The sequence below is a fragment of the Photobacterium damselae subsp. damselae genome (assembly GCF_038086725.1).
GTDB lineage: Bacteria > Pseudomonadota > Gammaproteobacteria > Enterobacterales > Vibrionaceae > Photobacterium > Photobacterium damselae.
Genome location: NZ_CP146971.1, coordinates 858,709 through 884,896, shown reverse-complemented (window position 1 = coordinate 884,896; position 26,188 = coordinate 858,709). Strand labels below are relative to the sequence as shown.

General features: G+C 39.3%; 23 protein-coding genes. 13 read left to right on the top strand and 10 right to left on the bottom strand.

All coding sequences use genetic code 11. The features are described 5' to 3' along the window. Window positions 1-11 precede the first annotated feature (11 nt). Together WAX86_RS18635 and WAX86_RS18630 are read left to right on the top strand one after the other, a co-directional pair. Window positions 12-899 carry a LysR family transcriptional regulator gene (locus tag WAX86_RS18635; protein WP_065171272.1) on the top strand — a complete coding sequence of 296 codons (888 nt, stop codon included), beginning with the start codon at window positions 12-14 and terminating at the stop codon, window positions 897-899. Between the two features lie 310 nt (window positions 900-1,209). Further along, on the top strand, window positions 1,210-2,106 hold the full coding sequence (locus WAX86_RS18630) for a DUF808 domain-containing protein (protein WP_068968772.1): 897 nt from the start codon (window positions 1,210-1,212) through the stop codon (window positions 2,104-2,106). A 63-nt stretch (window positions 2,107-2,169) separates the two neighbouring features. Here WAX86_RS18630 and WAX86_RS18625 read toward each other — a convergent pair whose 3' ends face one another. The 5 genes from WAX86_RS18625 to deoD all read right to left on the bottom strand — a co-directional run bounded on the left by WAX86_RS18625 (window position 2,170) and on the right by deoD (window position 10,643). After that, on the bottom strand, window positions 2,170-4,134 hold the full coding sequence (locus WAX86_RS18625) for an amidohydrolase family protein (protein WP_341489470.1): 1,965 nt from the start codon (window positions 4,132-4,134) through the stop codon (window positions 2,170-2,172). Window positions 4,135-4,652: 518 nt separating this feature from the next. Continuing rightward, entirely contained in the window at window positions 4,653-6,647 is a 1,995-nt protein-coding gene (gene tkt / locus WAX86_RS18620) for a transketolase (RefSeq protein WP_341489469.1), read from the bottom strand. A gap of 98 nt (window positions 6,648-6,745) precedes the next feature. Continuing rightward, on the bottom strand, window positions 6,746-7,696 hold the full coding sequence (tal, locus tag WAX86_RS18615; RefSeq protein ID WP_005306031.1) for a transaldolase: 951 nt from the start codon (window positions 7,694-7,696) through the stop codon (window positions 6,746-6,748). 500 nt (window positions 7,697-8,196) lie between these two features. Then, complete coding sequence (locus tag WAX86_RS18610) at window positions 8,197-9,693, bottom strand: lactate dehydrogenase (RefSeq protein WP_068968769.1); 1,497 nt, start codon at window positions 9,691-9,693, stop codon at window positions 8,197-8,199. Window positions 9,694-9,932: 239 nt separating this feature from the next. Beyond that, window positions 9,933-10,643: a purine-nucleoside phosphorylase gene (gene deoD / locus WAX86_RS18605; protein WP_065171277.1), complete on the bottom strand. Its 711-nt coding sequence runs from the start codon at window positions 10,641-10,643 to the stop codon at window positions 9,933-9,935. Window positions 10,644-11,215: 572 nt separating this feature from the next. On the opposite strand from deoD, the gene WAX86_RS18600 reads away from it, so the two are divergent. The 9 genes from WAX86_RS18600 to WAX86_RS18560 all read left to right on the top strand — a co-directional run bounded on the left by WAX86_RS18600 (window position 11,216) and on the right by WAX86_RS18560 (window position 19,569). Beyond that, entirely contained in the window at window positions 11,216-11,971 is a 756-nt protein-coding gene (locus WAX86_RS18600; protein ID WP_151170875.1) for a hypothetical protein, read from the top strand. Window positions 11,972-12,032: 61 nt separating this feature from the next. Continuing rightward, window positions 12,033-12,239, top strand: a complete 207-nt coding sequence (locus tag WAX86_RS18595) for a DUF3283 family protein (RefSeq protein WP_036765858.1) — start codon at window positions 12,033-12,035, stop codon at window positions 12,237-12,239. Between the two features lie 215 nt (window positions 12,240-12,454). Beyond that, window positions 12,455-13,321, top strand: coding sequence for a hypothetical protein (locus tag WAX86_RS18590; RefSeq protein WP_065171279.1), 867 nt, complete (start codon window positions 12,455-12,457; stop codon window positions 13,319-13,321). A gap of 45 nt (window positions 13,322-13,366) precedes the next feature. Further along, the gene (locus tag WAX86_RS18585) at window positions 13,367-14,461 is read left to right on the top strand and encodes a BamA/TamA family outer membrane protein (protein WP_068947284.1); all 1,095 of its coding nucleotides are present in this window, start codon (window positions 13,367-13,369) and stop codon (window positions 14,459-14,461) included. An 11-nt stretch (window positions 14,462-14,472) separates the two neighbouring features. After that, complete coding sequence (locus WAX86_RS18580; protein ID WP_044178639.1) at window positions 14,473-15,552, top strand: DUF4056 domain-containing protein; 1,080 nt, start codon at window positions 14,473-14,475, stop codon at window positions 15,550-15,552. Between the two features lie 115 nt (window positions 15,553-15,667). Then, window positions 15,668-16,714, top strand: a complete 1,047-nt coding sequence (locus tag WAX86_RS18575) for a glycosyltransferase family 4 protein (protein WP_341489468.1) — start codon at window positions 15,668-15,670, stop codon at window positions 16,712-16,714. Between the two features lie 29 nt (window positions 16,715-16,743). Next, the gene (locus tag WAX86_RS18570; protein WP_068947189.1) at window positions 16,744-17,427 is read left to right on the top strand and encodes an acyltransferase; all 684 of its coding nucleotides are present in this window, start codon (window positions 16,744-16,746) and stop codon (window positions 17,425-17,427) included. Window positions 17,428-17,444: 17 nt separating this feature from the next. Next, window positions 17,445-18,713, top strand: a complete 1,269-nt coding sequence (locus WAX86_RS18565; protein WP_341489467.1) for a hypothetical protein — start codon at window positions 17,445-17,447, stop codon at window positions 18,711-18,713. Continuing rightward, window positions 18,679-19,569 carry a phytanoyl-CoA dioxygenase family protein gene (locus tag WAX86_RS18560; RefSeq protein WP_341489466.1) on the top strand — a complete coding sequence of 297 codons (891 nt, stop codon included), beginning with the start codon at window positions 18,679-18,681 and terminating at the stop codon, window positions 19,567-19,569. The genes WAX86_RS18565 and WAX86_RS18560 overlap by 35 nt, the downstream gene beginning before the upstream one ends. Here the strand turns inward: WAX86_RS18560 and WAX86_RS18555 are convergent. The 4 genes from WAX86_RS18555 to WAX86_RS18540 all read right to left on the bottom strand — a co-directional run bounded on the left by WAX86_RS18555 (window position 19,562) and on the right by WAX86_RS18540 (window position 22,626). Continuing rightward, window positions 19,562-19,972, bottom strand: coding sequence for a copper chaperone PCu(A)C (locus WAX86_RS18555; RefSeq protein WP_050787830.1), 411 nt, complete (start codon window positions 19,970-19,972; stop codon window positions 19,562-19,564). The genes WAX86_RS18560 and WAX86_RS18555 overlap by 8 nt on opposite strands. A 66-nt stretch (window positions 19,973-20,038) precedes the next feature. After that, window positions 20,039-20,275, bottom strand: coding sequence for a hypothetical protein (locus tag WAX86_RS18550; RefSeq protein WP_036765856.1), 237 nt, complete (start codon window positions 20,273-20,275; stop codon window positions 20,039-20,041). A 39-nt stretch (window positions 20,276-20,314) separates the two neighbouring features. Then, complete coding sequence (locus WAX86_RS18545; RefSeq protein ID WP_044178035.1) at window positions 20,315-20,644, bottom strand: multidrug efflux SMR transporter; 330 nt, start codon at window positions 20,642-20,644, stop codon at window positions 20,315-20,317. A 191-nt stretch (window positions 20,645-20,835) separates the two neighbouring features. After that, entirely contained in the window at window positions 20,836-22,626 is a 1,791-nt protein-coding gene (locus WAX86_RS18540) for a sodium:proton antiporter (protein WP_341489465.1), read from the bottom strand. Between the two features lie 226 nt (window positions 22,627-22,852). Between WAX86_RS18540 and WAX86_RS18535 the strand changes: the two genes are divergently transcribed. After that, window positions 22,853-23,791 (top strand): LysR family transcriptional regulator, encoded by a 939-nt coding sequence (locus WAX86_RS18535; RefSeq protein WP_005305995.1) that lies wholly within the window; start codon window positions 22,853-22,855, stop codon window positions 23,789-23,791. 26 nt (window positions 23,792-23,817) lie between these two features. Here WAX86_RS18535 and WAX86_RS18530 read toward each other — a convergent pair whose 3' ends face one another. Continuing rightward, window positions 23,818-25,191, bottom strand: coding sequence for an MATE family efflux transporter (locus tag WAX86_RS18530; protein ID WP_341489464.1), 1,374 nt, complete (start codon window positions 25,189-25,191; stop codon window positions 23,818-23,820). 103 nt (window positions 25,192-25,294) lie between these two features. On the opposite strand from WAX86_RS18530, the gene WAX86_RS18525 reads away from it, so the two are divergent. Beyond that, window positions 25,295-26,173, top strand: coding sequence for a LysR family transcriptional regulator (locus WAX86_RS18525; protein ID WP_237030382.1), 879 nt, complete (start codon window positions 25,295-25,297; stop codon window positions 26,171-26,173). Window positions 26,174-26,188 lie beyond the last annotated feature (15 nt).

The following is a 26,188-nucleotide window of genomic DNA, read 5'->3' as shown; positions in this document are numbered from 1 at the left end:
GAATAGAGTTGGTGGATCGGTTAAGTAGCATTGAAATTTTTGTTAGGGCTGTTGAATTAGGATCATTTACAGCTGTTGCGGAAGAGCGTGGTATTAGTGCGCAAATGGTTGGCAAGCATATCAGAGGATTAGAAAGCTCTCTAGGTACTAAGTTGTTGGCAAAATCAACGCGTTATCAAGCATTAACCGCTGCGGGTGAACAATTTCATCTCCGATGTTTGAATATTTTATCGGAGATGAATGCTGCTCAGGAAGACATATACCGAGATATTAATGAGCCAATAGGTAAACTAAAATTATGCTGTGGGGTAAATTTAGGGATTAGCCTTATAGCGCCATTATTGGGTAAGTTTATTCAGCAGTATCCTAAGTTAGAAATTGAACTTGTACTGGATAATAATCCACCAGATATTCAACGAGATGGCTTCGATGTTATTTTTCATGATCGGGTTGAAGGGTATGAGTTCTTGGTTGGACACCAGATCTGCAGTTATGACATGGTTGCTTGTGCTAGTCCTGAGTATTTACTTAAGTATGGTATACCAAAGCATCCTAAAGAGTTAGAGCATCATCAATGCTTGAAACACAGTACAGCATATCATGCTCATCGTTGGTGCTTTAAAGGGCCTGATGGTGAGTATTTTTCACCTAGAATTTCCTCTCGTTTTATGATCAATAGTGGTCAAGCGATGCTTGCTGCGGCTAAAGAAGGGGCGGGGATTACTATTCAACCTCGATTCCAAGTACAAGATGATCTTAATTCAGAGGCTTTAACTCGCATTCTTCCGAGCTATACATTGCCCGAAATTGAATTATTTATGCTTTATAAATCATCATTGCGTAATACATCACGACTAATATTACTCAATAACTTCTTTATGAGTAATATAAATAATTAGTTGATTTTGTTGGTTTTTATATGGGGTATAAAAAAATAAAAAATTTTGAATTAGAAAAACATAGTTTTATAAATGGCGTATAACAACAATGTTTTTTATAATAACCGAAAATAGTCATATTTCTGACAGCTAAATTGCTGTCTATTCTAATGTTGACAACAATACTTGTGCATTATGTGATGTGCGAAGTTAATAGTTAGGTTGATACCCAAATGACGTTATAAGAGGAGATATTTTCTCTCATTGATGTTGTTTGGGTATAATTATTATAAGCGTATTTAAGTAAGCAATTACTTGAAAGGAGTTTTCAGTGGCCGGTGCCTCTCTTCTTACTTTATTAGATGATATTGCAACTGTTTTAGATGATGTTGCTTTAATGACCAAGGTCGCAGCTCGTAAGACAGCTGGAGTTTTGGGTGATGACTTAGCTCTTAATGCTCAACAAGTCTCAGGTGTTCGTGCAGAGCGTGAAATCCCTGTTGTTTGGGGAGTGGCGAAGGGCTCATTTCGTAATAAGTTAATCCTTGTTCCTGCTGCGATATTAATCAGTGTTATTGCTCCCTGGCTTATTTCTCCAATGTTGCTTCTTGGTGGTTTATTTCTATGTTTTGAGGGTGCGGAGAAAATTTTAGAGAAATTCTTTCACCACGAAGAGCATAATGAAGAAGCAAAAGTTGAGCCTGAAATTGTTGATATTGAACAGTTTGAGAAAGAAAAAATTAAAGGTGCAGTACGAACTGACTTTATTCTTTCCGCTGAAATCATTGTGATAGCGCTAGGTACTGTACAAGACCACCCTCTGATGACTCAAATTCTGGTTGTTAGTTTAATTGCTATCGTGATGACGGCTGGGGTATATGGTTTAGTTGCAGGTATCGTAAAACTAGATGATGCAGGTCTTTATCTGGTAAATCATAGCGAAAAAGAAACATTAAAACATCGTATTGGTGGCGCTTTGGTAAGTGTCGCACCGTACTTAATGAAAGCGCTCGCCGTGATCGGTACTATCGCAATGTTTTTGGTTGGTGGCGGTATTGTAGTTCATAGCATTCCTCAATCGCATGACATTATTCATCATCTTACTGAAACAGTCAGTTTCCCAGGGGCTGCATCTATTTTACCTGCCGCGATTAATGGTGTGATCGGTATTATTGCTGGTCTTGTTGTACTTGCTGTTGTGACGTTGGTGAAAAAAATCAAAGGCTGATACTGCTTTCTGATTTTCAATATAATAACGCCCGTAACCTCTCGGCTACGGGCGTTTTATTTATTACAGAGTATTCATCTGCTCTTGCCATAAGCTAACAACAGCGTAGCCGAGTGGATTATCATGACTACATGCACTGGTGTGTGTATGTTGTTGATGTTTACTGCTACGTACGCTCTCCATGACCACTTTATAACTTTGATCTGGGGTTAGTTTATGCATATCAACGAAATCACCACTTACGTTTGCCTGTGGTACTGATTTCTGTTCAAGTTTGATTGGTTGAATACGACCTTCTAGTACGGTACCCCAAATCTTAATATCTTTAATTTTTGCAGGGTCAATCGTTAATGGGTTTTCATCAAGAATAGTAAAGTTAGCCAATTTACCTGGTTCAATACTGCCAACCTGATTTTCCAACTGAAGAGAATATGCCGCATCAATGGTAACGGCTTTTAGTGCTTGTTCTGCACTTATTCGTTGTTCAGGACCTGCAACTCGACCTGAGAAGGTTGTACGGTTGACTGCACTCCACATCAGATATAGAGGCTGAGCCGGGGCCATTGGCATATCTGAGTGTAGGGAAATTGAAATTCCTTCCTTGGCAACATCACCTAAACGCACCATCTCATTAGAGCGTTCAGGGCCAACACCGGCTTCACTGTATTTGTCAGCCAGTGCCACTGTGTAGTATGGGTTTGCACTAACAATTGCGCCGAGTTCTTTGAGTTCTTTAACCTGCTCTGGGGTTGAGAAACCAAAGTGAACAATGGTTGTTCGGTGATCTTTACGCGGATTGCGTTTCATATTTTCTTTGAGCGATTTGAGAACCATATCCAGTCCTTTATCGCCATTTTGGTGAATATGAATTTGGTAACCCGCATCCCAATATTGAGTAAAAGCTTTGGCGAAGATTTCTGGTTCGATCATCCATTCGCCTTCGTGGCCATCAAGATAGCCATCTTTCATCTGCATTAGCTGACTGAAAATAGCACCATCAGCAAATAGCTTCACTTGTTTAGGAAGGAATGCCGTATTGCCTTCACCCCATGACAGCATCTCTTCTGTTGCACCGATCATATTGTCATTTAGGTGTTCAAGAGCCATCGTTTTTCCATCTGGAATGAAGTAAAAACGAAATGGTGTTTGTGCGTCACTAAGCACTGCGTTTTGAGCTTCTTGTAGTTGTTTTGACACTAGACCACCAGGTTCGGCTGAGGTCGTGATGCCATTTGCGTGCAAATACTGTTCAGTAAATTCTAGGCCGTCTTTTAAGCGTTTAGGGGTTGCAATAGCTGGGGCAATTTTAGGCAATAAAACAAACATGCCTTGTTCCCAGAAATGTCCTTCAGGTAAATTTATTTGTTCTTGGGCACTTTTGCTTTGTTTAGCGATGTAGTCTGCAGTTACCCCATACTTTTTGAGTGCAGCTGTATTTAAAATAAATTCGTGAGCTGAGCGATGCCAAACAATAATAGGACGTTTATTATTGATCTTATCTAAATCATCTTTGGTCAGCTTACCATGGAAGTAATGGTGAAAACCCCAAGTGAGTAGTAGTTCATTAGGGTCGGTCAGTTTTTTATCAGCATCAGCAAGGCGCTTTAGGTAATCCTCACGATTGCTGACAGCTTTAACTGTACCTGTTGGTAATACCCAGTCTTCCATTGAGATGATTTCTGCCGTCATCGTAAGAGAAGAAAGTAGTGGGTGAAGATGCTGATCAATTAAGCCAGGAACAATGATTTTATCTTTAAATTGGTTATTAACAGTAATGTTCTTATCACCAACTTTAGATTTAACCTCTTCGAGAGAACCGACAGCGACTATCTTATGGTTAACAACTGCAACAGCCTGTGCATTTTGTTTATTACCATCCATTGTAACGATATCTTTGGCGGTATAAATCGTTGTTTCTGGGCTAAGAGCTGTAGCGCTAATAACATCTTGCAGCGAAGAGCCTTGAGCAAAAACGCCTGCTGAAACAAATGATAGAGCTATGGCTAGAGAGGTTTTTTTTACTTTCATGAAGTTCATTTAAATCAACCATCTGACTTTAATTATGTAATCATGAGGATAGACAATTAAAAGCAATATTGACCAATTAAAAGTTTTGAATTGCGAGCAATACGTAATTGTTGTGTTTTATCTTAATTTAATTGTTTTTATTTATAGCTATATTGCTTAGCAACTATCTGAAATTTTATGAAAAAAAAGCCTATCTATAAGGATAGGCGTACAGAAGAAGAAATAAACTCTTCAAGGGCATACTGGATATGAATACCAATAGGTTTTTATAATATGGCGTACTGTATTTATCTTTCAAGATGAGAGATTAAATTTTGCGAGCCATCGTTTATTTTTTTGCAAACTGAAGCAATAACAAGGATGTTGTCTGTAAGGATGCAGTTAAGTTGTTTTGAGCTGTTTGATTGTGGTAAGTGCGTGGGTATATGAGGCGGGGCATAAAAAAACCGAGCTAACTTTTCCTTAACAAGGTAAAAGGGCTCGGTTTTTATTAGCTATGGGTTATTGCTATACGCGAATTAAGCCAATAGTTCTTTTGCAGTCTCAACTACGTTCTCTACGGTAAAGCCAAATAGCTTAAATAGTTGATCTGCTGGTGCTGATTCACCAAATGAAGTCATACCAATAATACGACCATCAAAACCAACGTATTTGTACCAGAAGTCAGCAATACCAGCTTCAATTGCAACACGAGCAGTCACATCTGATGGTAGAACAGATTCGCGGTAAGCCGCATCTTGTTTGTCAAATACATCGGTTGCTGGCATAGAAACAACGCGTACTTTACGGCCTTCAGCTGTAAGTAGAGCATAAGCCTCTGTTGCTAGTTCAACTTCAGAACCTGTTGCAATCAGAATTAACTCTGGCTTGCCATCACAATCTTTAAGTACATAGCCGCCTTTTGTGATGTCTGCTAATTGCTGAGCATCACGCTCCTGTTGAGCTAGGTTTTGACGAGAGAAGATAAGCGATGTTGGACCATCTTTACGTTCGATAGCAAATTTCCAAGCAACAGCTGATTCAACTTGGTCACATGGGCGCCATGTGCTCATGTTTGGTGTTAGACGAAGAGAGGCAACTTGTTCAACAGGTTGGTGTGTTGGACCATCTTCACCCAAACCGATTGAGTCATGAGTGTAAACTTGGATATTTTGCACTTTCATTAGTGCAGCCATGCGCATTGCGTTACGAGCGTATTCCATGAACATTAGGAATGTTGCACCGTATGGTACGAAACCACCGTGTAGAGCAATACCGTTAATGATAGCAGTCATACCAAATTCACGAACACCGTAGTGAATGTAGTTACCAGATGCATCATCAGCGGTTAAAGACTTAGAACCAGACCACATGGTTAGGTTTGATGGTGCAAGGTCAGCAGAGCCACCCATAAATTCAGGTAGTAGTTTACCGAATGCTTCTAGTGCGTTTTGTGATGCTTTACGAGAAGCGATATTTGCTGGATTTGCTTGAAGGTCAGCGATAATTGCTGATGATGCTTCTTCCCAGTTAGCTGGAAGTTCACCATTTACACGACGCTTAAATTCAGCTGCTAATTCTGGGTATTGTGCAGCGTATGCAGCAAATTTTTCATCCCAAGCTGTTTCTTTAGCTGTACCTGCTGCTTTAGCATCCCATTCTGCATATACGTCTGCTGGGATTTCAAATGCACCGTAGTTCCAACCAAGGAATTCACGAGCCGCTTTGATTTCTTCTGCACCAAGTGGAGCACCGTGACAGTCGTGAGAACCTGATTTATTTGGCGAACCAAAGCCGATAATAGTCTTACAACAAATTAGTGTTGGGCGAGTTGTATCTGCTTTTGCTTCTTCGACAGCTGCGTTGATCGCTGCCGCATCGTGACCGTCTACAGAACGGATAACTTGCCAGCCGTATGCTTCGAAACGCTTAGGTGTATCATCAGAGAACCAACCTTCAACGTGACCATCGATAGAAATACCGTTGTCATCCCAGAACGCGATTAGTTTGCCTAGACCTAAAGTACCAGCAAGTGAACACGCTTCGTGAGAGATACCTTCCATCATACAACCATCACCCATAAATGCATAAGTATGGTGGTCTACAATGTCATGGCCTTCACGGTTAAATTGAGCTGCTAGCGCTTTTTCTGCTAGAGCCATACCAACAGCGTTAGTGATACCTTGACCTAGAGGGCCTGTTGTTGTTTCAACACCTGGTGCATAGCCGTATTCTGGGTGGCCAGGCGTTTTTGAATGAAGTTGACGGAAGTTCTTTAGATCGTCAATAGATAGGTCGTAACCAGTTAGGTGCAATAGCGAGTAGATCAACATTGAACCATGGCCGTTTGATAGAACAAAACGGTCGCGATCTGCCCAGTTAGGGTTTTGCGGGTTGTGGTTCATGTGGCTACGCCATAAAACTTCAGCGATATCAGCCATACCCATTGGTGCACCTGGGTGACCAGAGTTTGCTTGTTGAACACCATCCATGCTTAGAGCACGAATTGCATTGGCAAGATGTTTACGATCCATAATAAATCTCGTGTTTTCTAAATTGAATAAATTGGTTTGATGAAAAGATTGGGTATCAAACTAATGAATGATACCCAATATCTCTTTTTATCTAAATCTTATAGTTTCTCTGCGATCATTGTTTCAAGTTTACCTTGGTCAATCGCAAAGTTACGAATACCTTCAGCTAGTTTCTCAACAGCCATTGCATCTTGGTTATGCTCCCATAGGAACTCAGAGTGGGTCATTGCAGCTGGACGAGCTTTAACTTCAGTTGCTGGAAGAAGTTTTTGTTCAACAACACCTGTTGCATCTTCAAGATCTTGAAGAAGTTGAGGGCTAATAGTCAGACGGTCACAGCCTGCTAGCTCAAGAATTTCACCTGTGTTACGGAAGCTTGCACCCATCACGACAGTGTTGTAACCATGTTCTTTGTAGTAGTTATAGATATTAGTTACAGAGATAACACCTGGATCTTCTTGAGGTGCAAAATCACGGCCTTCTTTAGCCTTGTACCAGTCCATGATACGACCAACAAATGGTGAGATTAGGAATACACCAGCTTCCGCACATGCACGAGCTTGAGCAAAAGAGAAAAGAAGCGTTAAGTTACAGTTGATGCCTTCTTTTTCAAGAACTTCAGCTGCACGAATACCTTCCCAAGTAGAAGCAAGTTTAATTAGGATACGATCATTGCTGATACCAGCATCGTTGTACATTTTGATTAATTTGCGTGCTTTAGCAATACTACCTTCAGTATCAAATGATAGACGAGCATCAACTTCAGTAGAAATACGACCAGGAACGACTGTTAGGATTTCTTTACCGATATTTACCGCTAGCATGTCACAAGCATCTTGAACTTGCTGAGTTTTGTCAGAGCTTTGTGCTTTTGCATACTCAATAGCTTGATCAATTAATGGTGCATATTGTTCGATTTGAGCAGCTTTTAGAATAAGAGATGGGTTGGTTGTTGCATCTTCTGGCTGGTATTTAGCAATTGCTTCAATTTCACCTGTATCAGCTACAACTGTTGTTAGGGCGCGAAGTTGTTCTAGTTTAGTGCTCATAGCTATCGACCTTCTACGTTGGTAGTGCTTTTAATGCTAAGTGTTATTTCTATTTGCTTAGCGATTAAAGGCCAAATAATTAACTGGATGTTAACAGCAATAATTCAATCATCAAACAAACGACTTGAACATATGGTTTGCTGTAGAACATTTGATACATTGATAATTCATTTTTATGTGATACTTGTCAACGATATTAGAGGCTAAATTTCGTTTGGATCTCATTTTTACTTATTTTTATGACCTTGGCAGTCAAATCTCGCAGTTTAATACGTACGGAATATGATTTAATAAATGTCTCCAGGTTGAGCATATGATCATAGTTGTGAACTTTTGTTCGTATTGAGTAGCAATGATATTGAGTAAGATGACTTATTTTTATCTGCTCTGAGTGAAATTTGTTCGACACCCAAGTGATTTCAAAATACAAAATTCACTTGGGTATAAATGTAGAACAGATAATCACGAGAAACCAATTAGGAGTATTCCCAATTGATTGATTAGCTGAGAAGTTGCTCTAAGGTCAGAGGTGCTGAAGTTAGACCAATCTTTTGAGCGGGAGTTAAACCACTTCGATCTTGTCGACATAAATTATGCCAAGCACGGTAAATATCGAGCAAAGGCATCAATCCGCCAGGTCTTAGTTTGCGTCGCGGTTCATTGACTAACTGTGAAAATTGATCATGAAAACGACTTTGGTATTCGCTGATTGCACGATGAGAAGCAATTTCAAGCCAGCGTTTTTCATTGTCTTTTTCTCCGCCCAGATGGCTAATGCCTTTGCTTGTTTCATTATGTCGCGTAAAGGCCCAGCGATCTCTCCACCATCCTAATAATACGATATCAATGCGTTCACTTACCTCTTGATCAAGCCAATCGGCATCTTCAACTACATACAAAGGATGGAAGCTTTTATCTTTTACTCGCTCAAGAAAAACGGAAATACATGCTGATCTTAGTAAGGTTTCTTGCGGCATAAAGAGAGAGAGCTGTTCGTTGTTCTCTTTTAACTGCTGAGCTAAGTGCAAGTAATGGGCATACGCTGTGTATTGGGGTCTGATGAGACACCCTTTTGTTGGGTAGTTGATTTTCGCTTGATTTGTAAGCGGATCTTCCATATTTGTTCGAGATAATATTTTGCGATACGTTGCATCAACTCTTGCCAGTAAGCCATTAGTCTCAGGCTGAGGTGTTTCTACTAATCTTAACGGTTGTGGTGCAATAAAACGGGTACCAACAGTATAGGCATCGTGGATCTCAAAACGCTCTGTCACTTCTTCAGGCTGAAAATTGGTGTGTTGGCCAACAACATAGCCTGATTGAGCTTCGCTGGTTGCTATCCACAATACGCCATTGTCACTGCATGGTTGTAATGGTCGTATATCAGACGCAAGAGCGAGAGAATGAGCATGCTTAAATAAGCGACCGTCAAACATAGCTAATTGACGGCGACAGCGACTGGCTATATGTGAGAGTTGATCGTAGAAAGATTTCGGGTTCATGCTTAAGCGGCGACAGATATCGCGAACAGAATGCCCGGTAAAAAGCATGGCCAATAATTTTTGTTGCACTAAGTGCTTTTGATTGAAACCCGACCAGCGATCAACAAAAGTATGTTGGCAACATTTACAGCGATAACGTTGTCGATCACCACTGTAACCAAAAGCATGATAAAGATGACGATGGGTTAATACGGGCAGGCCAAGGTTTTCACAGTCAAGATTACTGCAGGCAGGCAATCCACTACTTTGAGCTATTTTTAAGCGTGACGCTTCTGCAACAACATCGGGGTTACTTAAGATTGGTGGAAATGCGCCACATTCACGGCAAATAAGAGCGGGTTTAGCTGGATTAGTACGCTGAAACACATAGTGATCTTCATTTGTTGAGCCAAAATGACTGCATCCAATTGTTTTACAATGGTTAAATTGCAATCCATGGATCGCAGGAGGAAGACATTGTTGATTTGATATTGGATCTTGCTTCATGGTCATCATTACCTAATCCTTGCACTAAAGCTTATCGTAGCAAGTTAGAAAAATACGTCCTAGTTATCATTATTATGATTGAGAGGAATGTAGCGATTATTGATTGAATACCGTTACTGATAACAAGGAGGGACAGCAGAATTTTGAGATTGAGCATCTGTTCAGAATGGTTCAAGAATAAGTTATGAACACATTAATAAAAAGCAGAATGGACGTCGGGGTAGGCGTCCAAACTGCAAAAGAGGTACTTATAGATTTACAGCCGTTTCAAGGGCTACATTCATCATATCGTTAAATGATTTTTGACGATCTTCTGAACTCAATTTTTCACCACGCTTAATATGATCTGAAACAGTAAGAATGGTTAGGGCTTTTGCACCTAGTTCTGCTGCTACACCATAAATGCCAGCCGCTTCCATATCGACACCTAAAATACCGAGTTTTTCCATTTTATCGAATAGATCAACTTCTGGGCTGTAGAATAGATCGGCAGAGAACACATTACCTACGCGTACTGGTACATTCTGACTGCGAGCTTGGTTAACCGCTGTTTCAAGGAGGTGGAAATCAGCAATTGCAGCAAAATCATGATTATTAAAACGAATACGGTTTACTTTAGAATCGGTAGATGCACCCATACCAATGATTACGTCCATCAGTTTTACGTCATCATGAACTGCGCCACAGCTACCAATACGGATAACATTTTTCACGCCAAAATCTTTGATCAACTCATGAACATAGATAGAGCAAGATGGAATACCCATACCATGACCCATTACTGAGATTTTATGGCCTTTATAGGTACCTGTGTAACCAAACATATTACGCACGTTACACACTTCTTTTGCATCTTCTAAGTACGTTTCTGCAATGAATTTAGCGCGAAGTGGGTCACCAGGCATTAATACTGTTTCTGCAAAATCACCAAACTCAGCGTTGATATGTGGAGTAGCCATAATATGAGCTCCTAAAAAGATGTTATCTAATTAATTAAAGCAGTGAAGAGTCTTTACCGAAATGACAAAGCTCTTTTTCATATGTCAATTTGGAATTATTGAGGAGGAAATTCCAAATTGATGTGCTTTTCGTTGCCAACAAGTTTAGGTAAAACCAACTTCTATCCATGAGATCTATATCACACTTTGTAATCTATTTATGATAAAAATGGCAGGTGATAACTAAATCTGTTGATTTGGTGATGGTAAACGTTTGCTTTTTAGGACGGTAATTTAAAATTAGTAAGGTAAATATCAATATATAAATTAGTTTAACTTGCTGTATTTATTTTGTTTTTATCGTTCTTTTCCCGTTTGGTTTAATCTCTGATTAGTCTATTTAGTAAATCTCTGGTGTAATGGATTACACTATTGCAAAACTGCTTATTCTTGTGATTTTGATGCTTATAGAAAGGAATTTTTTATAAATTATCAGACGAGTTTTTCTAATTTGAGGTTGTTATCAAAGATGAATTCTTTAGATGACTATATAATCTAAAATCAATAGTTCATGGATGAGAGAGTTGGATTGAATGACTAACTATGATTTATATTTGCAAACAGTAGATAGGTTAAATGATAAGTTAACCGACCTGTTTAAGTTTGTATATTGGCAGCCGACAGATAACGAATTAACTATCGATCCTCTGTTTGTTGATGAAGCGGGTTGCCCCATTCAAAAATTAAAAGTTAGCGTTTGTCGAGCTCAAAATATCCATATGACTTCTGACTTTTTTAAAGCGTATTGGCTTCGTGGTTTAGCTCGTATTGCTCCATTACGACAAGCAGTATTTAATCGACATTTGTACTATTGGTTGACTCAAAGTGTTCAACAATTTCCTTTCCACCTACTTAGCTCATCATTATTAACTAATCTATCCGATGATGAAACATACCCATTCCCTTCTTTAATTAGACGAGAGAATAGCCACTTACCGTGTTGGGTATTAGCTCGTCAAAATGACGAATACCTGATTTCAATTATCGAGTCTAGAACTGGACAGCTATATACCGCATCATGGGTAAAAGATCCTGATCTTATTGAAGACAGTAAATGGTTTGAAGCTCAAGTTATTGATTCAGTTTTAGACTCATCAAGTAAGGTAGAAGTCATCTATCAAGAATTGATCGAAGAATTTAAAGAACAACGCCTAGAGGATGATATTGATCTTCAAGATATATTACATGCGCCATCTTTAAAGAAAGTCAGTTCATTGGCAAGTGTTGGCTTGGTGTTTGTTATTGTGATTGCATTTTTTATCTTTTTTAAATATCAGCTGGGGTTCTGATATGTAAATGGATCCGATACACTACCCCGAGTACGTTTCTTGGATATTGAGATAAAGGTTAATGCATAACTTATCATTACTGTCTGATGCAGAAAAAAATCGAATTGAATTGGATAAGCAGGCTGCTTATGCGGTTTGGAAAGTCAGTAACGCAAAAGCAGGTCCTGAGGTTTTTTCTGAGCTATTAAATAATATTGTTGATGATGATGAGCGTGAGTTTTTTGAGCAAGCTGTTGTCAAATATAAAGCCCAAATGGGTGTACGATAAGTTGTAGACCTTGGTAGCAACAATATTCAATTATGCTAAGTTAATTAAAACGCCATTGATATATCATTCATATCAATGGCGTTATCGTTTGCGATATTTTATTTATTCTTCCTGTGAATGACTAGAAGTAAATGTATACTTACACGTTTACTTTTTGGCTGTACAAGATACAATAATCCCTATCTCCTTTATTCTCTCCTTTTTGTGGTCTTTGTATGCAACGTCGTCTTATTCCTTTACTGTGTGGCCTAGCGGTTTCTTCTAGTGCATTTGCCCAATCATTTTCTTTACCTATCTGGAAAGAAAAAGCAGAAGCACTTGGCTATGATCTGCCTAAACCTATTGGTTTTAATTTAAGCTATATGTCGCTAGAGCAAGGAATTCAAGTTGATAGCATAGGTTTTTCTGGGTTGCATTTACCGAATTTTATTCGTGGCATTGATATGCAAGCAGAACAGGGTAAACAAACCAGTGAAGTTGTAACACTTCGTGCTGACATGTGGTTATTTCCATTTCTAAATGTTTATGCGCTTGCTGGTAAAATGACAGGTAAGTCTGAAACTTCAGTTAATTACGCTGTTTCTGTTAAACCCTTATTACCAGGACGACCAGATCACAAAATAAAAGGAAGAATTGATAACTTTTCTCTTGATCTTGATGGTTATCTATATGGTGGTGGTATCGTATTAGCAGGTGGTTACGAAAATTGGTTTGGGTTAGTTGATGCCAGTTATACTCAAACTCAATTGACTGTGATTGACGGTAATATTGATGCTTGGGTGATCAGTCCTCGTGTCGGTTATGATTTTCATAAGTTAGGGGTTCCACTTCGAATTTGGGGTGGTGCGATGTATCAAGATGTCGAACAATCGTTATCTGGACAATTAAGTGAATTGGGCTTGCCAAGTGCATTAAATCCAATTGTGAAAGATGGTAAATTTCATATTGAGCAGCGTCTAACGACAGAGTGGAATCCTATTATGGGGGCTCAATATCAGATTAATCCCAATTTAAACTTATTAGCAGAATTTGGCTTTGGCGATCGTCAAAGTGCCTTTGTCTCAATTGATTTTCGCTACTAAGGAAGAGGCATTTTGTTGAAAAAGCTATTACTGTCTTCCCTTATTATGATCAATAGTCCTTATTTATATGCGACTGAAAATGAGCCGCAACAGGATTGGATTGATAATTTTCTGACTCAATTGGGTTCTAGCGATACTATTGATGTTTCACAAGGAATCGATTGGGGCGTACTTCCTGGTCCTTTTGCTAATCCAGAACAAGGTGTTGGGTTTGGTATTGCGGCTGTTGGTTTATATGCCCCTTCAGATTGGGTGGAAACAACCCCCTATTCAACGTTAGCGATCAAATCTTATATCTCATCCACGGGCTCATACGGACTAGGACTTGAGAATCGAACCTATCTAAACCACGATCGACTACGCCTCCTTGGTGATGTATGGATCAGCCATTCCCCACAGTATTATTGGGGGATTGGGAAAAAAGCAGCGGAAGATGATCGTAATAAAAGTGAATATCAAGGACGTATTTTTAAAGTCGCACCAAAAGTCTCTTATCAGTTTTTACCGCATACCTATGTGACTTTAGGATGGGATTTTCAAAGTTACGCGAAACAAAAAATTGATAGTAATTTGCTGACTTCTTACCAATTGGAAGATCAACGAAGTAGTGGTATTAGCACTGCCTTTGAGTACGACAGTCGAGATTTTGAGCCCAATCCTTACCATGGCATGCTTCTGTTTGCTGAATGGGTTAATTTCCGTAAAAGTTTAGGATCTGACCAAAATTACCAACGCCTGACGATCAATTATCGTCAATATGTTGAAATAAGCGATAGTGATGTACTTGCTTGGGATCTTTACGGTCAAAAGGTTGATGGTGATATCCCTTGGTATGGTTATGCTGAGATGGGAAATGATGATCGTATGCGTGGATATTATACTGGGCAATATCGAGATCGTTATCAGCTATCTAGCCAAATAGAGTTGAGGCATCGTTTTAATTATCGACACGGCATGGTGGCTTGGATTGGCGGCGGTAATATCGCGCCGAAAAGCAGTGAGTTATTTTCAGACTCTTGGCTACCATCAGCAGGGATAGGCTACCGTTTTACCTTTAAACCACGAATTAATGTTCGAATAGATTATGCTGTTGGCAAGGATAGTAGCGGGTTCTATTTCAATATTAATGAAGCGTTTTAGTGGCTAATATCATGATAAAACTCATAAAACCAATACTTGGTGCTGGATTACTTTTATTCATTGGTTCAGTTAATGCAATGGATGCGCCTGTAGGTGTGCGTCCGTGTTGCGCTTTTGGTAAAGACCTAAAAGCAGAAGTAGGCGGTGTACCCGTTCCATTCTTTTCTATTGGTAATATTTTAGGCATCGAAGACTTAGGATCTCATGTCTATAATGATGGTTCTCAAGGTGTTTCAAGCAGTCTGTTGGGAATGGGAAAAGAGACTAACGGGATTGTTTATACACAAAAAGGGGGATTCATTGATATTGCCCATGTACGAGATACGGCTGATTTTACCTTTTACTTATATCAAGAAATCCATTCAAAACTGGGCTCAGGAACGAGTATTGTTCTCACACCTGAGTTGCGCTCGCGTCATGTTTATTTACCTAAAAAAGATACACATGGTTTAACGGCTCAAGAGCGTCAACAAATTAGTGTTGAATTAGCTGGTTTGATGGCATTTCGATTAGCTCAATGGCACGAAATAGCTCAATGGTTTGGCCTTGAATCTGTCGGCGGTTTCTCTGAGCTAGCTTCTGCGTTTTCTCCTGAAGATCTTTATTCAAATATGCTTGGTGCTAAAGTTGCGATGAACATATTGCAACAACAGCCATCTATTTCTAAACAAACATTTTCTCAAATATTTACTCAGAATTTAAAAGCAAAATTAATCGCTTTAGATATTGTTTCTGCAGATAAAGCAAAACAAAAAATGGCATCTTTAGATGGTCAGTGGTGGGATAGCTCTAAGCGATTACCGCAAAAATGGGTTGTACTAAAGCGAGACTATCGACTACGTCTTGATTTACAGCCAAATGGTGTAGCAAATGGTGAACTTGAGCAGTTAACAGCGCAATTAAGTAATGGCGATAACAGTGAACAATGGGCAGATTTGTATCTTCATTCAGCTGATCGAGAAAAACAGTTTGAGTTACTACCCGCTGAGCTTAAAAAGAAACAGGTTTGGCAACCTAAAGACTTTAATCAATTAGCTGATTTTGCGAAGCAACATGATGCTAAAGAGGTAGGACACTCTACTCAAGTGTAAATATAGTCAGATATATTCATTTGTTGGACTAAAAAAATACTAGAGCCCGCTATTTTCATCTACAGTAATTAGATATTGAGATATCTTGTGTAGAGAGGGAAATGGTGGGTTCTATATGGCTAATATTGTGCTAGTTTGCGATATTTTTCTAAAACAGGGCAGCAGTTTTTTTGATTTTCTCTACCATTTACCAACCCACAGTCCACATCAATATATTCTTTTAGTAAGAGGTATTGATAAGGGGTTATCGAGCCGCTTAACCTCTCTTGGCTATGACGTTAAAATATTTCACTCAAGCATCGATCTTGCTAAATATTTTTTGCAGTATCAACCGGATCTGATTCATTTCCATTTTTATGGTATTGGGCATCGACATATATTATTGGCTAAATGTTTGGCCCCAAAAGTGCTCTTAACCTTCCATAATTCGCTTGTGAAAAAACCAAAAATCAGCTTTTATCTACGGGTAAAACAATCTCTTTTAGCACTACCTTTATCCCGTGTTATTGCCGTATCGTCGTTTACTTCATCTTGGTTGTGCTCTTTATTACCCCCCATTAAAGTCGTTCATATTGATAACGGTGTTGATTTGACACGGTTTAGGCCAATTCCCCAAATTGAAGTTACTCAATATTTAGAGTGTTGTTATATCGGCTCTTTATCTAATGAGAAAGGGGGTAATAAATTGATATCTCTATTTTCTTTACCAGAGATAGCCCGTTTTGCTCGCTTACATCTGGTGGGAGAGGGGGAGTTACAAGAGGTTATTCATCGATTACCAGAGCAAACAGATAATATTATTTCTTATGGTTATCTGAATGATGTGACTGTGGTATTGAAAAAAGTACATTTGGTTTTGGTCCCTTCTGATTGGTATGAGGCATTTGGTTATAGTGCAGTTGAGGCCATGGCAACACAACGCCCGATTATTGCTCAGCCTGTAGGGGCGCTTAAGGATCTATTTTCCAATGATCTTCATGGCTGGCATGCTGATTATAATAATATGATCTCGGTACAAAAATTGCTTGAAAGAATTCATCGGTCACCTTTGTTGCTGAAACGGACAGGGGAGCAAGCACAAGCATGGGTTAAACAGAAATATGATATCCATAATCAAATCAAGAAGACTCATAGGCAATATTGCCAGCTCTTAAATGAGTAAAAGATTGATGACGATAAATAGGAGGTGGTATGTGGACTTATCGTGTACGTTCATACATAAAACAGCGTAATTCGCTTTTTAGTCGTTGCCTTTATTCAGTCATATTAACAATCCGTGATGGTCAATTGCCTCGAATGGTTTGGGTTTACCGACCTATTTATTTGTTATACCAATTAGTTAAACAGGTATGGGCTAGATTGGTTAATGTCATTTTTTATTTACCTATGTTGCAAGCTCGGTTGACCCAGTTTGCCCCTCGATTGCAACTTGAAAATGGTTTTCCCTTAATAGGAGGCCCTGTTGAAATCACAATTGGTCAAAATACCTGTCTGAATGGAGCACTAAGCATTCATGCTCATCCTGATACACCCAGCAAGTTAACCATAGGCGATAATTGTTATCTAGGTTGGCAAACCAGCATTATTGTGGGGTTAAGTGTCACCATAGGCAACAATGTAAAAATTGCTGGACGGACAAGTATACACTCTCATGCAGGACACAGCACAGATAGCTCCCATCGAGACAAAACGCCTGAATTAGGCCATTTAACGATTGAAGATGATGTATGGATCTGTACCAGTTGTAATATTGTAAAACCTGTATTAATCGGTAGAGGTTCGGTTATTGCTTCCGGTTGTGTTGTTACTCACGATGTCCCTCCAAATGTATTGTTTGCAGGTAATCCAGGGCGAGTGATTCGCCAGTTAAAATAAAGGTGGTAGAGCGCAATATGAAGATTCTTTATATCAGTTATTTTTCGCCACCACTTTTGAATGTAGGTGCTCACCGTACTCGCCGTTTTGCCTCTTACCTAACAACATTCAATCACAAGGTGACGGTTGTCGCTGAAAAACGCCGTAATCGCTTTACTCAACAAAGCAAAGATGCCTCATCTGCTCCTAACACTTTGCTTATTGATGCCGTAAAGTCGTGGAATATTGATTGGTTATGGAAGTATCCAACGATTGTTCATAAAGGTCTATATCGATTATTTGGTCGTACATTACCTGAACAAGATAATAAAATTGCCAAACGTTACTGGTTTATTGATATGCAGTGGGGGTGGATTATTCCTACCCTATGGCATTGTTATCATTTAATTAAACAAGATAAACCCGATGTAATTCTTGTTACTTGTCCTCCATTTAGTAGCAGTGTGGTGGGCTATTATCTTTCCAAATTTTTTTCTATTCCGTTAGTTCTGGATTTTCGTGATGGCTGGACTCATGCGAGTTATTTTGTTGAATACGATTACCAGCACTGGGAAAATCGAGTTTTGGCTCAGGCATCAGCCCTAGTGGTGACCTCTAAAGCTGATCTGCATTCCTATCAAAGTAAATACCCTAAAGTGGCTGTGAGCGATATTCCAAATAGTTTTGATTGGCCATTAGATATTACCTCTAATAGCTCTAGTTGCTGTGATAAAAAGCGTGTGTTTACTATTGGCTATAGTGGTACTTGGGATGGTTTTCGTCGTTCCGCCAAGCAAATATTAACGCACCTTAGTCAAGCATCATTTGATTTCCTATTTATTAATATTGGTGATGATCATCCTGAGTTTCTCTCTTTAGTTGATGAGCTAAAAATAGAAGATAAGGTCCGAAATTTAGGTTTGTTAAATAAAGATAAGATGCTGAAACATCTGGCAGATTGTGATGCATTATTTATCCAAAAAGGTTCGCCTGATTTAGATTTAGAAGATACTCATTTAGCGACAAAAGCGATTGATTATGTGGCTAGCCGAAGAATGATTATTGCAGAATTGCCAAAAGGTGAAACTAAGCAATTTTTACTTCAATATGGTGGGAAAGTGGTTATGGTTGATGCTGATAACTACTCTCAACAATTAGAGTCAGCCTATCAAGATTGGTGTTCAAATCCAAACAAGCGCTATGAACCTAAGGGCGATTTTTGGCAACATTATGACCCCATATTATTAAGTCGTCAGCTAGAGAAGGTATGTTATGACGTGTGCTCAGGATCTTCTCAGACAACTTAGTCAAGATGGCGTAGTTGTCCTTCCTAACCTGATTTCCAAAGAACAATTAAAAGCCATGCAAGTGATATTTGCACAACAGCTAAATCAGCCTAATTGTAATGCTTGGCAAGGTTACCATCAGACAGATCGATATCGTTTGATGGTTGATCAAGTATTAGCGCTTCATCCAACATTTGTTCAATTAGCCATTGCTCCGTTATTGTACACCATGGTTTCTCAGTATTTAGGTGATGATGCCTGCTTACAAGAAGCCAAAGGGTGGCAAAGTTTGCCGTTTAATTATGACTTTCATCCCTTACATCGCGATGAATGGTATTGCACTGAATTTTATCAAGATAAATTACCCCCTAAATCATTAAAGCTAGGATGTTATTTACAAGATGTGAAATCAGGCTCCTTTGGTTATGTTTTAGGCTCTCACCTAAAGAGTAACGGAATAGAGGTGGGAGAAAGGTTTCACCAAGATGCTAAAGACTATGCGATGCATAAGATTATTGGTCGTGCAGGTACGTGTTTTCTATTTGACCCACAAGGGTTACATCAACAAACGTATCCAAATAATGAAGCTAGAAATGCCGTGTTCTATCATTATTTTTCCCCTCATATTCGATTAGCTAAGGCTTTTATCCGGTCAGGGCGCTATAACCATATGCTGGTCGATATTAGTTATCTCAAGGGATTATCCCCACACCAGATGCGATTTCTTGGTTTAGAAAGAGGGCGGCCTTTACCAAGTAATTTACTCTTACCATCATCACGGCAACAAACTTGTATCATCAGAGCAGGACTTCGAGCTTATAATGAATTTCGTTATTGGAAACAGAGAGTAATGGCTCGACTGTCAAAAATTACTTAGTTTGTTTTACTGTGGTCGTAATGTGTGAACCATCAGCAAATTCAAGGGTAATGGGAAAGTTATCTGTAGTATGAAAATCAAATAACATGAGATGATCCCCATGTGGTTTGAGGGTGATTTTTCCATTTGCTGGAATAGTAATATAGTCCAACTTACGCATTTTCATCATACCGTCTTGATGCTGGTGGGTATGAAGCTCAATTGTTTGGCTGTTTGGGCTATGGACTTTTGTTAATTTCGCTAAGTGATTGCTGTTATTTTGGATAGAGAGATATACAGCCCTAACTGTACTATTTGTTGGTGCGATTGGCATCCATGCATTTTCAATAAAAATATGTTCAGCTTGGGAAGACCAAGTGAAAGAACTCAATAATATGAGAAAGAAAGCGACTAATTGTTTCATGACAGCATCCTTGAGATCACTTTAGTATATCTAGAATACTAGCCACTTCTTTCTCTATAATACAAATTAAACTTGCTGCATACCTCGAGTTTGATTCATTGTTCGAGATCCAGCAGTGCCATAGTTGTTAATATCAAATCGGTTAGGGGAGTAACCGATTTGTTTGCGATAGCGTAGGTCTAACTTTTCTAAGTTAATACCATAAGTCAGTCTCATTTTTTCGATCATGGTATTAATTTCTAATTGAGACTTATGTTGTTGTCTCATATAAAAGTAGAGATTTTCGGCTCTTTGTTGATCCATTGTAACCTCCAATACCTTTAACGTATTAACTCATTAAGATTAATGGCTATGAGGTGCGCCTGATAAATTAATAATGGCAATACCTATAGCAATAACAATCATGCCAATCCAAACTTTGGGATCCAGTTGCTGTTTATAAATAAAGCTCGACATCACGGTCACCAGTACAATGGCCATTCCGGCCCAAGACGCATGTACAATACCAACAGGTAGATTTTTCATCGCTTGGCCTAAAAATAAAAAAGCTGTTAAATGCCCTAAAATTACTATGGTACTTGGTAACCAATTGGTAAATCCATTCGTTGCTTTAAGGGCGACATGTGATGTTGCTTCAGCCAAAACGCCAAGTAAAAGAAAAATCCAACCCATTTTATTTGCTCTATTTTTAATATTTAATTAGAAGATATGCCCAAGCACCTTGGATTTAGATATTATATTTATTTCCCTCTTAATGATAATGGTCTGGTGTTATAAATTACTTTTACTATATAGTAATAATTGAGTGCAAAAAAGGCACAGGTGGTATGCCTATGCCTTAGTTGTGTTATTTACAGAAAAGTTTATGCTTCTTTGATTAAGGAGATCATTGTCCAACCAGCTTTTACATCGGGCTGGATGGTACTTGAGAATACGTGAATACTCAGCTTAGGATCGACCGCAAATAATGGGATGATCTGGGCTGTTTTATACTGCTCGTAATAATCTTCTAAGCTAAATGCCTCACTAATCTTCGTATGGCGAACTTCTGCCCCCTGATTGATAAAGCTTGCCAGTTTTTTGTAGCTAACATCTTGATTAAAAAGTGTTAATCCATGGCGTTCTTGTGCTGCGTAGTGCTTTTCATTAAAGTTTGAATTACTGCGATTACCGTACAAGCTGTAAACACTTCGTTCACCAAAGTCATTCATAAAATGCATACAAGCAACCACATTGAGATGCTTATCTGGTGTCATTGCCAGAACTTTGCCGACTCCAATCAAGTTCAAATACTCATCAGCATGGCTCGATACAGGGTTGCCATAATAAGTATCAAGGCCTGCCATACGAGCATTACGGATATAGTCCCAGTTAGAATCGGTCATCACGACTCGGCAATCATATTTCTTTAACTCGATGCCAATGGTTCGAGCAACATCATTGGCTCCAACGATAAGGAAACCACGAGGTGAGGGTTCAGCAACCTTAAGTAATTTAGCCATTGGACGAGCGGAGATACTTTGGAGGACTACGGTTCCAATAATGATCATAAAGGTAAGAGGTACCAGCAGTTCAGCTTCTTTTATGCCTGCTTGAGAGAGCTTAATTGCAAATAGAGATGAGATTGCTGCAGCAACGATACCCCTTGGGGCTACCCATGCTAAAAATAGTTTTTCTTTACATTGCAATCCGCTTCGAAGTGTAGAAAGAAAAATTGAAGCAGGACGAGCCACAAATTGAATGACGATAAATAAAGCCGCAGCACTGAAACCTAATGCTTTAAAGTCAGTGAGGTCAATACGAGCTGCAAGTAATAAGAAAAGTCCTGAAATCAATAGAATAGTAAGGTTTTCTTTAAAGTGTAAGATATGCTGAATGTTGACTTCTTTAGCGTTAGCCAACCACATACCCATAACAGTTACAGCCAGTAGGCCAGCTTCTGATTCAATGGCATTAGAGCCTGCAAATATACCCAGAACTACAGCTAATACGGCGAATGGTTGTAAATATTCTGGCAGTAGATGTCGGCGCAACACAACAGCAATAAACCATCCAGCAAGCGCACCAAAAATAAGTCCAACCGCTAAGATCAGTGCAAAAACCTCTAAACTATGTACTTCACTGCTTGAGACCATAAACTCGTATACAAGAACGACAAATAGAGCACCGATAGGGTCGATAAGAATGCCTTCCCAACGCAGGATATTGGCTAATTTTGCCTGTGGGCGAACCGTTCTTAGCAGAGGAACAATAACGGTTGGCCCTGTAACGACCGTCATACTTCCGAATAAGAATGACATTGACCATGAAAGATCTAATAGGTAATGAGTTGCGGTACTGGTGATTAGCCAAGTTACCACAGCACCAATAGAAACGATACTTTGAACGGTTTTGTTAACTTCCCGAATTTCTTTAAAGTTAAGTGTTAGGCTTCCCTCAAATAAGATAATAGCGACAGAAAGTGAAATTAGAGGGAACAGTAAATCGCCGAACATGTCATTGGGCTGAAAAATACCAGTAACGGGACCAATGACGATACCCGCAATTAATAGAAACAAAATTGCAGGCAGTTTTAAACGCCATGCTAACCACTGGCACCCTAAACCGAGCACACCGAGTCCGGCTAGGGTTAAGCCAATCATTTCTTCATGCATATGTCTTTCTCATAATAAAGGCTGCTGTTGATACAAGCCTTTGGGATTGTTGTTATTGTCAGATAATGAACAGTGTACTATGAGTTAATGGCAGTTACCAAATGTCAGTATTAAGCTAATTTTTAGATAATATTAGAAAAAACACATGAATTGAGAGTGACATTTGAGTTTCACTCCGTAGACTTGGCTTCCCTTACTGAAACTCTTACTAATAAGGAATGAATCCGTGTTACCTGAACGAGCCAGCCGTATGGCTATTTTTCACACTTTAGTTGTTTCTGGTAGCTTTACTCAGGCCGCTTTAACATTAGGCGTTTCGACTTCTCATGTGAGTAAACAACTTGGTCTATTAGAAGCTGATCTTGAGGTGAAATTAGTTCAACGTACAACACGCAGTTTCACCCTTACAGAAGAAGGGGTTCAATACGCGAAATATTGTGCAAAATTGGTTAATACGATTCAAGATGCTGACGCCATGGTAGGTGATGTTCGCAATGAGGTATCTGGGGTATTAAGACTTGGTCTTTCTAAATCTTTTGGCACCATGCATATCATCCCTGCGATTGAGCATTTACGTAAACAATTCCCCGAGCTGCATGTAGAAGTCAGTTTGTTCGATCATAAAGCGAATATGGTAGAAGATGGACTCGATCTATGGATAACCAATGTTGAAAATATTCCAGAAGGTTATGTTGCGCAAAAGTTAGCGGATACTCGTTTTATTGTCGCAGCATCACCTGAATATTTACTTCATCATCCTGCGCCTACTCACCCTAATGAGCTGCAAGAGCATAATTGTTTGACCTACCAAAGTCGCCATCATAGCCATAATACGTGGTCTTTTAATAAAGGGACTGAAGGGCTTTTCGTGACGGTATCTGGTAACTATCGTGTGGATTTGGCAGAAGCGGTACGTGATGCTTGTATTTCAGGTTGGGGAATTGCCTATTTGGCGACGTATCTATTAACTGATGAGTTTCGTCAAGGTAAATTGATTCAACTACTCCCTGACTGGGAAGCCGATCAAGCAATGCACTTTTACGCGGTATATCCTAGTCGTAAGCATTTACCTAAAAAAATATCGGCGGCTATTAGCTTTTTTAAACATTATATTGGTGAACCACCTTATTGGGATAAAGCGCTAAAACCTTTAGTTCGGCTGTAGCGCTTTCTATTTTCAACATCGTTTACTTATGAGTGGGTAAACTGCAATATATTTGCTTTGTTCCAATCTTTACTACGGTGCTGAATATCTTTCCACACCATAGGAGCGACAATGGTGGTAAGGGCAATATTTGAAAGTGGCACCGCCATCCAAACACCATCAACGCCTAACCATTTCGGCAGCAGGTATAAAAACGGTAATTGAATTAGCATATTGCTAACGGAAATGGTAAGTGCTTTCGCCGCTTGATTGACCGACATAAAGTACACTGAAGCAAGCACGATAAAACCATCTAAGAAAAGGCCAAATAAATGAAGCTGAATGCCTTTTGTTGTTTCTGCTAATAGTAGACTATTGTTATTATTAAATAGTCCTATCATGGTTTCCGGAAATATATTGAGTAACAATACCCAGCTTATACCCGCAATAAGCGTACACTTTAACGCTAATACAAACATTTTCTTTATTTTGTTTGCTTGCTTTGAACCGTAATAATAACTAACAGGAGGCTGCATCCCTTCTGCAATCCCTTCGGCTAATAAGTAATATAATGTCATTAGATAACCGACAATGGCATAAGCTCCAACCGTCATTGAAGAGCCATATTGCATAAATTGATAGTTGTGTAAGGCAACCACAAAGCTAGCATATAAATACATCACCAAAGAAGAGGAGCCTAAGCTTACAACTTGCTTCATTGTTGCTGGATCTACTTTATGCCACTCGATATTGAGTTTGAGCTGTGAATGTTTTGATAAGAAGTAATAAATCCCTCCCAAACAGACACAGAGCTGGGCTAATATGGTTGCAATAGCTGCACCTTGTAATGCCATATTGAAGTGACCGATAAAAATATAATCGAAGGCAATATTAAGTAAGGCACCTAAGATCATTAAACCAGTCGCAATTGCTGGGCTTTCATCGTTACGAATGAGCATTGGCATGGCACTAGCCATAATGGTGATTAGCGAACACCAAGTAAAGATATCGATATAGTCGAGTCCCAATGACATGGTTGTGATTGTCGCCCCCTGAGCAAGCAACATCACAGGGGCAAATGCAGATAATAGGGCAAGTGTTAATAGCGCCAAAATCACCATAAGATGAAAGCTACTCAACAGTGCTTTTTGCCCTTCATGCTGTTTATTTTCACCACGAGCAATAGAGATTAAGCTGCCAGCCCCCATTCCAAGCATTAAGCCAAACCCGGATAAAATAAAAACAATAGGCCATGCCATATTAATACCTGCAAGGCCCTCATAACCAACGTAATGTCCGACAAAAATGCCGTCAATGATTTGATATAACCCACTGACTAACATGGCTGTTACAGCGGGAATAGTATAGCGAATAAAAGTTTTGCCAATAGAAGCGCTTTGTTCTACGTGTTGTGCGTGCATGATGCTTATTCCTTCTTCATTGCATATTATTATCCTTGTTTATGAGATAGGAGAAAGTTAGTATCCATCTGTATATCGGATAGGTTGGGTGTGATGTATAGCTATGAATTGGACAATGGATCAGCTTATTGCTTTTGTTTCTGCTGTTGAGACAGGCTCTTTTAGTGCAGCAGCACGTCGTTTGGGAAAAGCACAATCTCGGGTCAGTACTGCGATTGCACATTTAGAAGCTGATCTTGGTATTGAGTTATTTGATAGAAGTGGCCGTTTACCGATATTAACAGAAACGGGTCAACAGCTTTACGAGGATGCAAAGGGCATATTACAACAGTGTGAAAGGTTACAAGCTAAAGCTGGGCATGCAACTCAAGGACAAGAGATTGCCTTGACTATTGCAATTGATGAAGCAGTTCCTGTCATCACTTTTGAAGATTTTTTTACTCAGCTTGCAAACCAATTTCCCGATTTAAAATTGACGATAATTAATGGTTCTCAAGATGATATTGCGCTTTGGGTTGATGAGGGGCGAGCTGATGTTGGTATGATGTTTTATCTTAATGAGTTACCAAGTCGGCTAGAGTTTACGCTTATTAATGATTTTAAGCAGACATTAGTGGTTGCGAAAGAGCACCCATTAGCGATGTACCCCATTCCAACGATAGAACAACTCAATCAATATCGTCAGCTTGTTATTCGTGACAGAATAGGAAATCGCAGTGAAACTCCAATATCGTCACGTCATTGGCATATCGACAGCTATTACCATATTACCGCCCTAGTGCTAAGAAATATTGGTTGGGCTCTGATTCCAGAACATGTAGCTCGAGCTGAGTGGTATATCGATGATCTTGTAGAATTATCGACCGATAATATTTTTGATTCACTGTGGGTAGAGATGGGCATTGTGAAACGAAGAGATAAAGCAAAAGGGCCTGTGATGGTCTGGATATATCAGCAAATTAGGGCGTTGTTTGATTTGTAATGGTATGATGCGAAA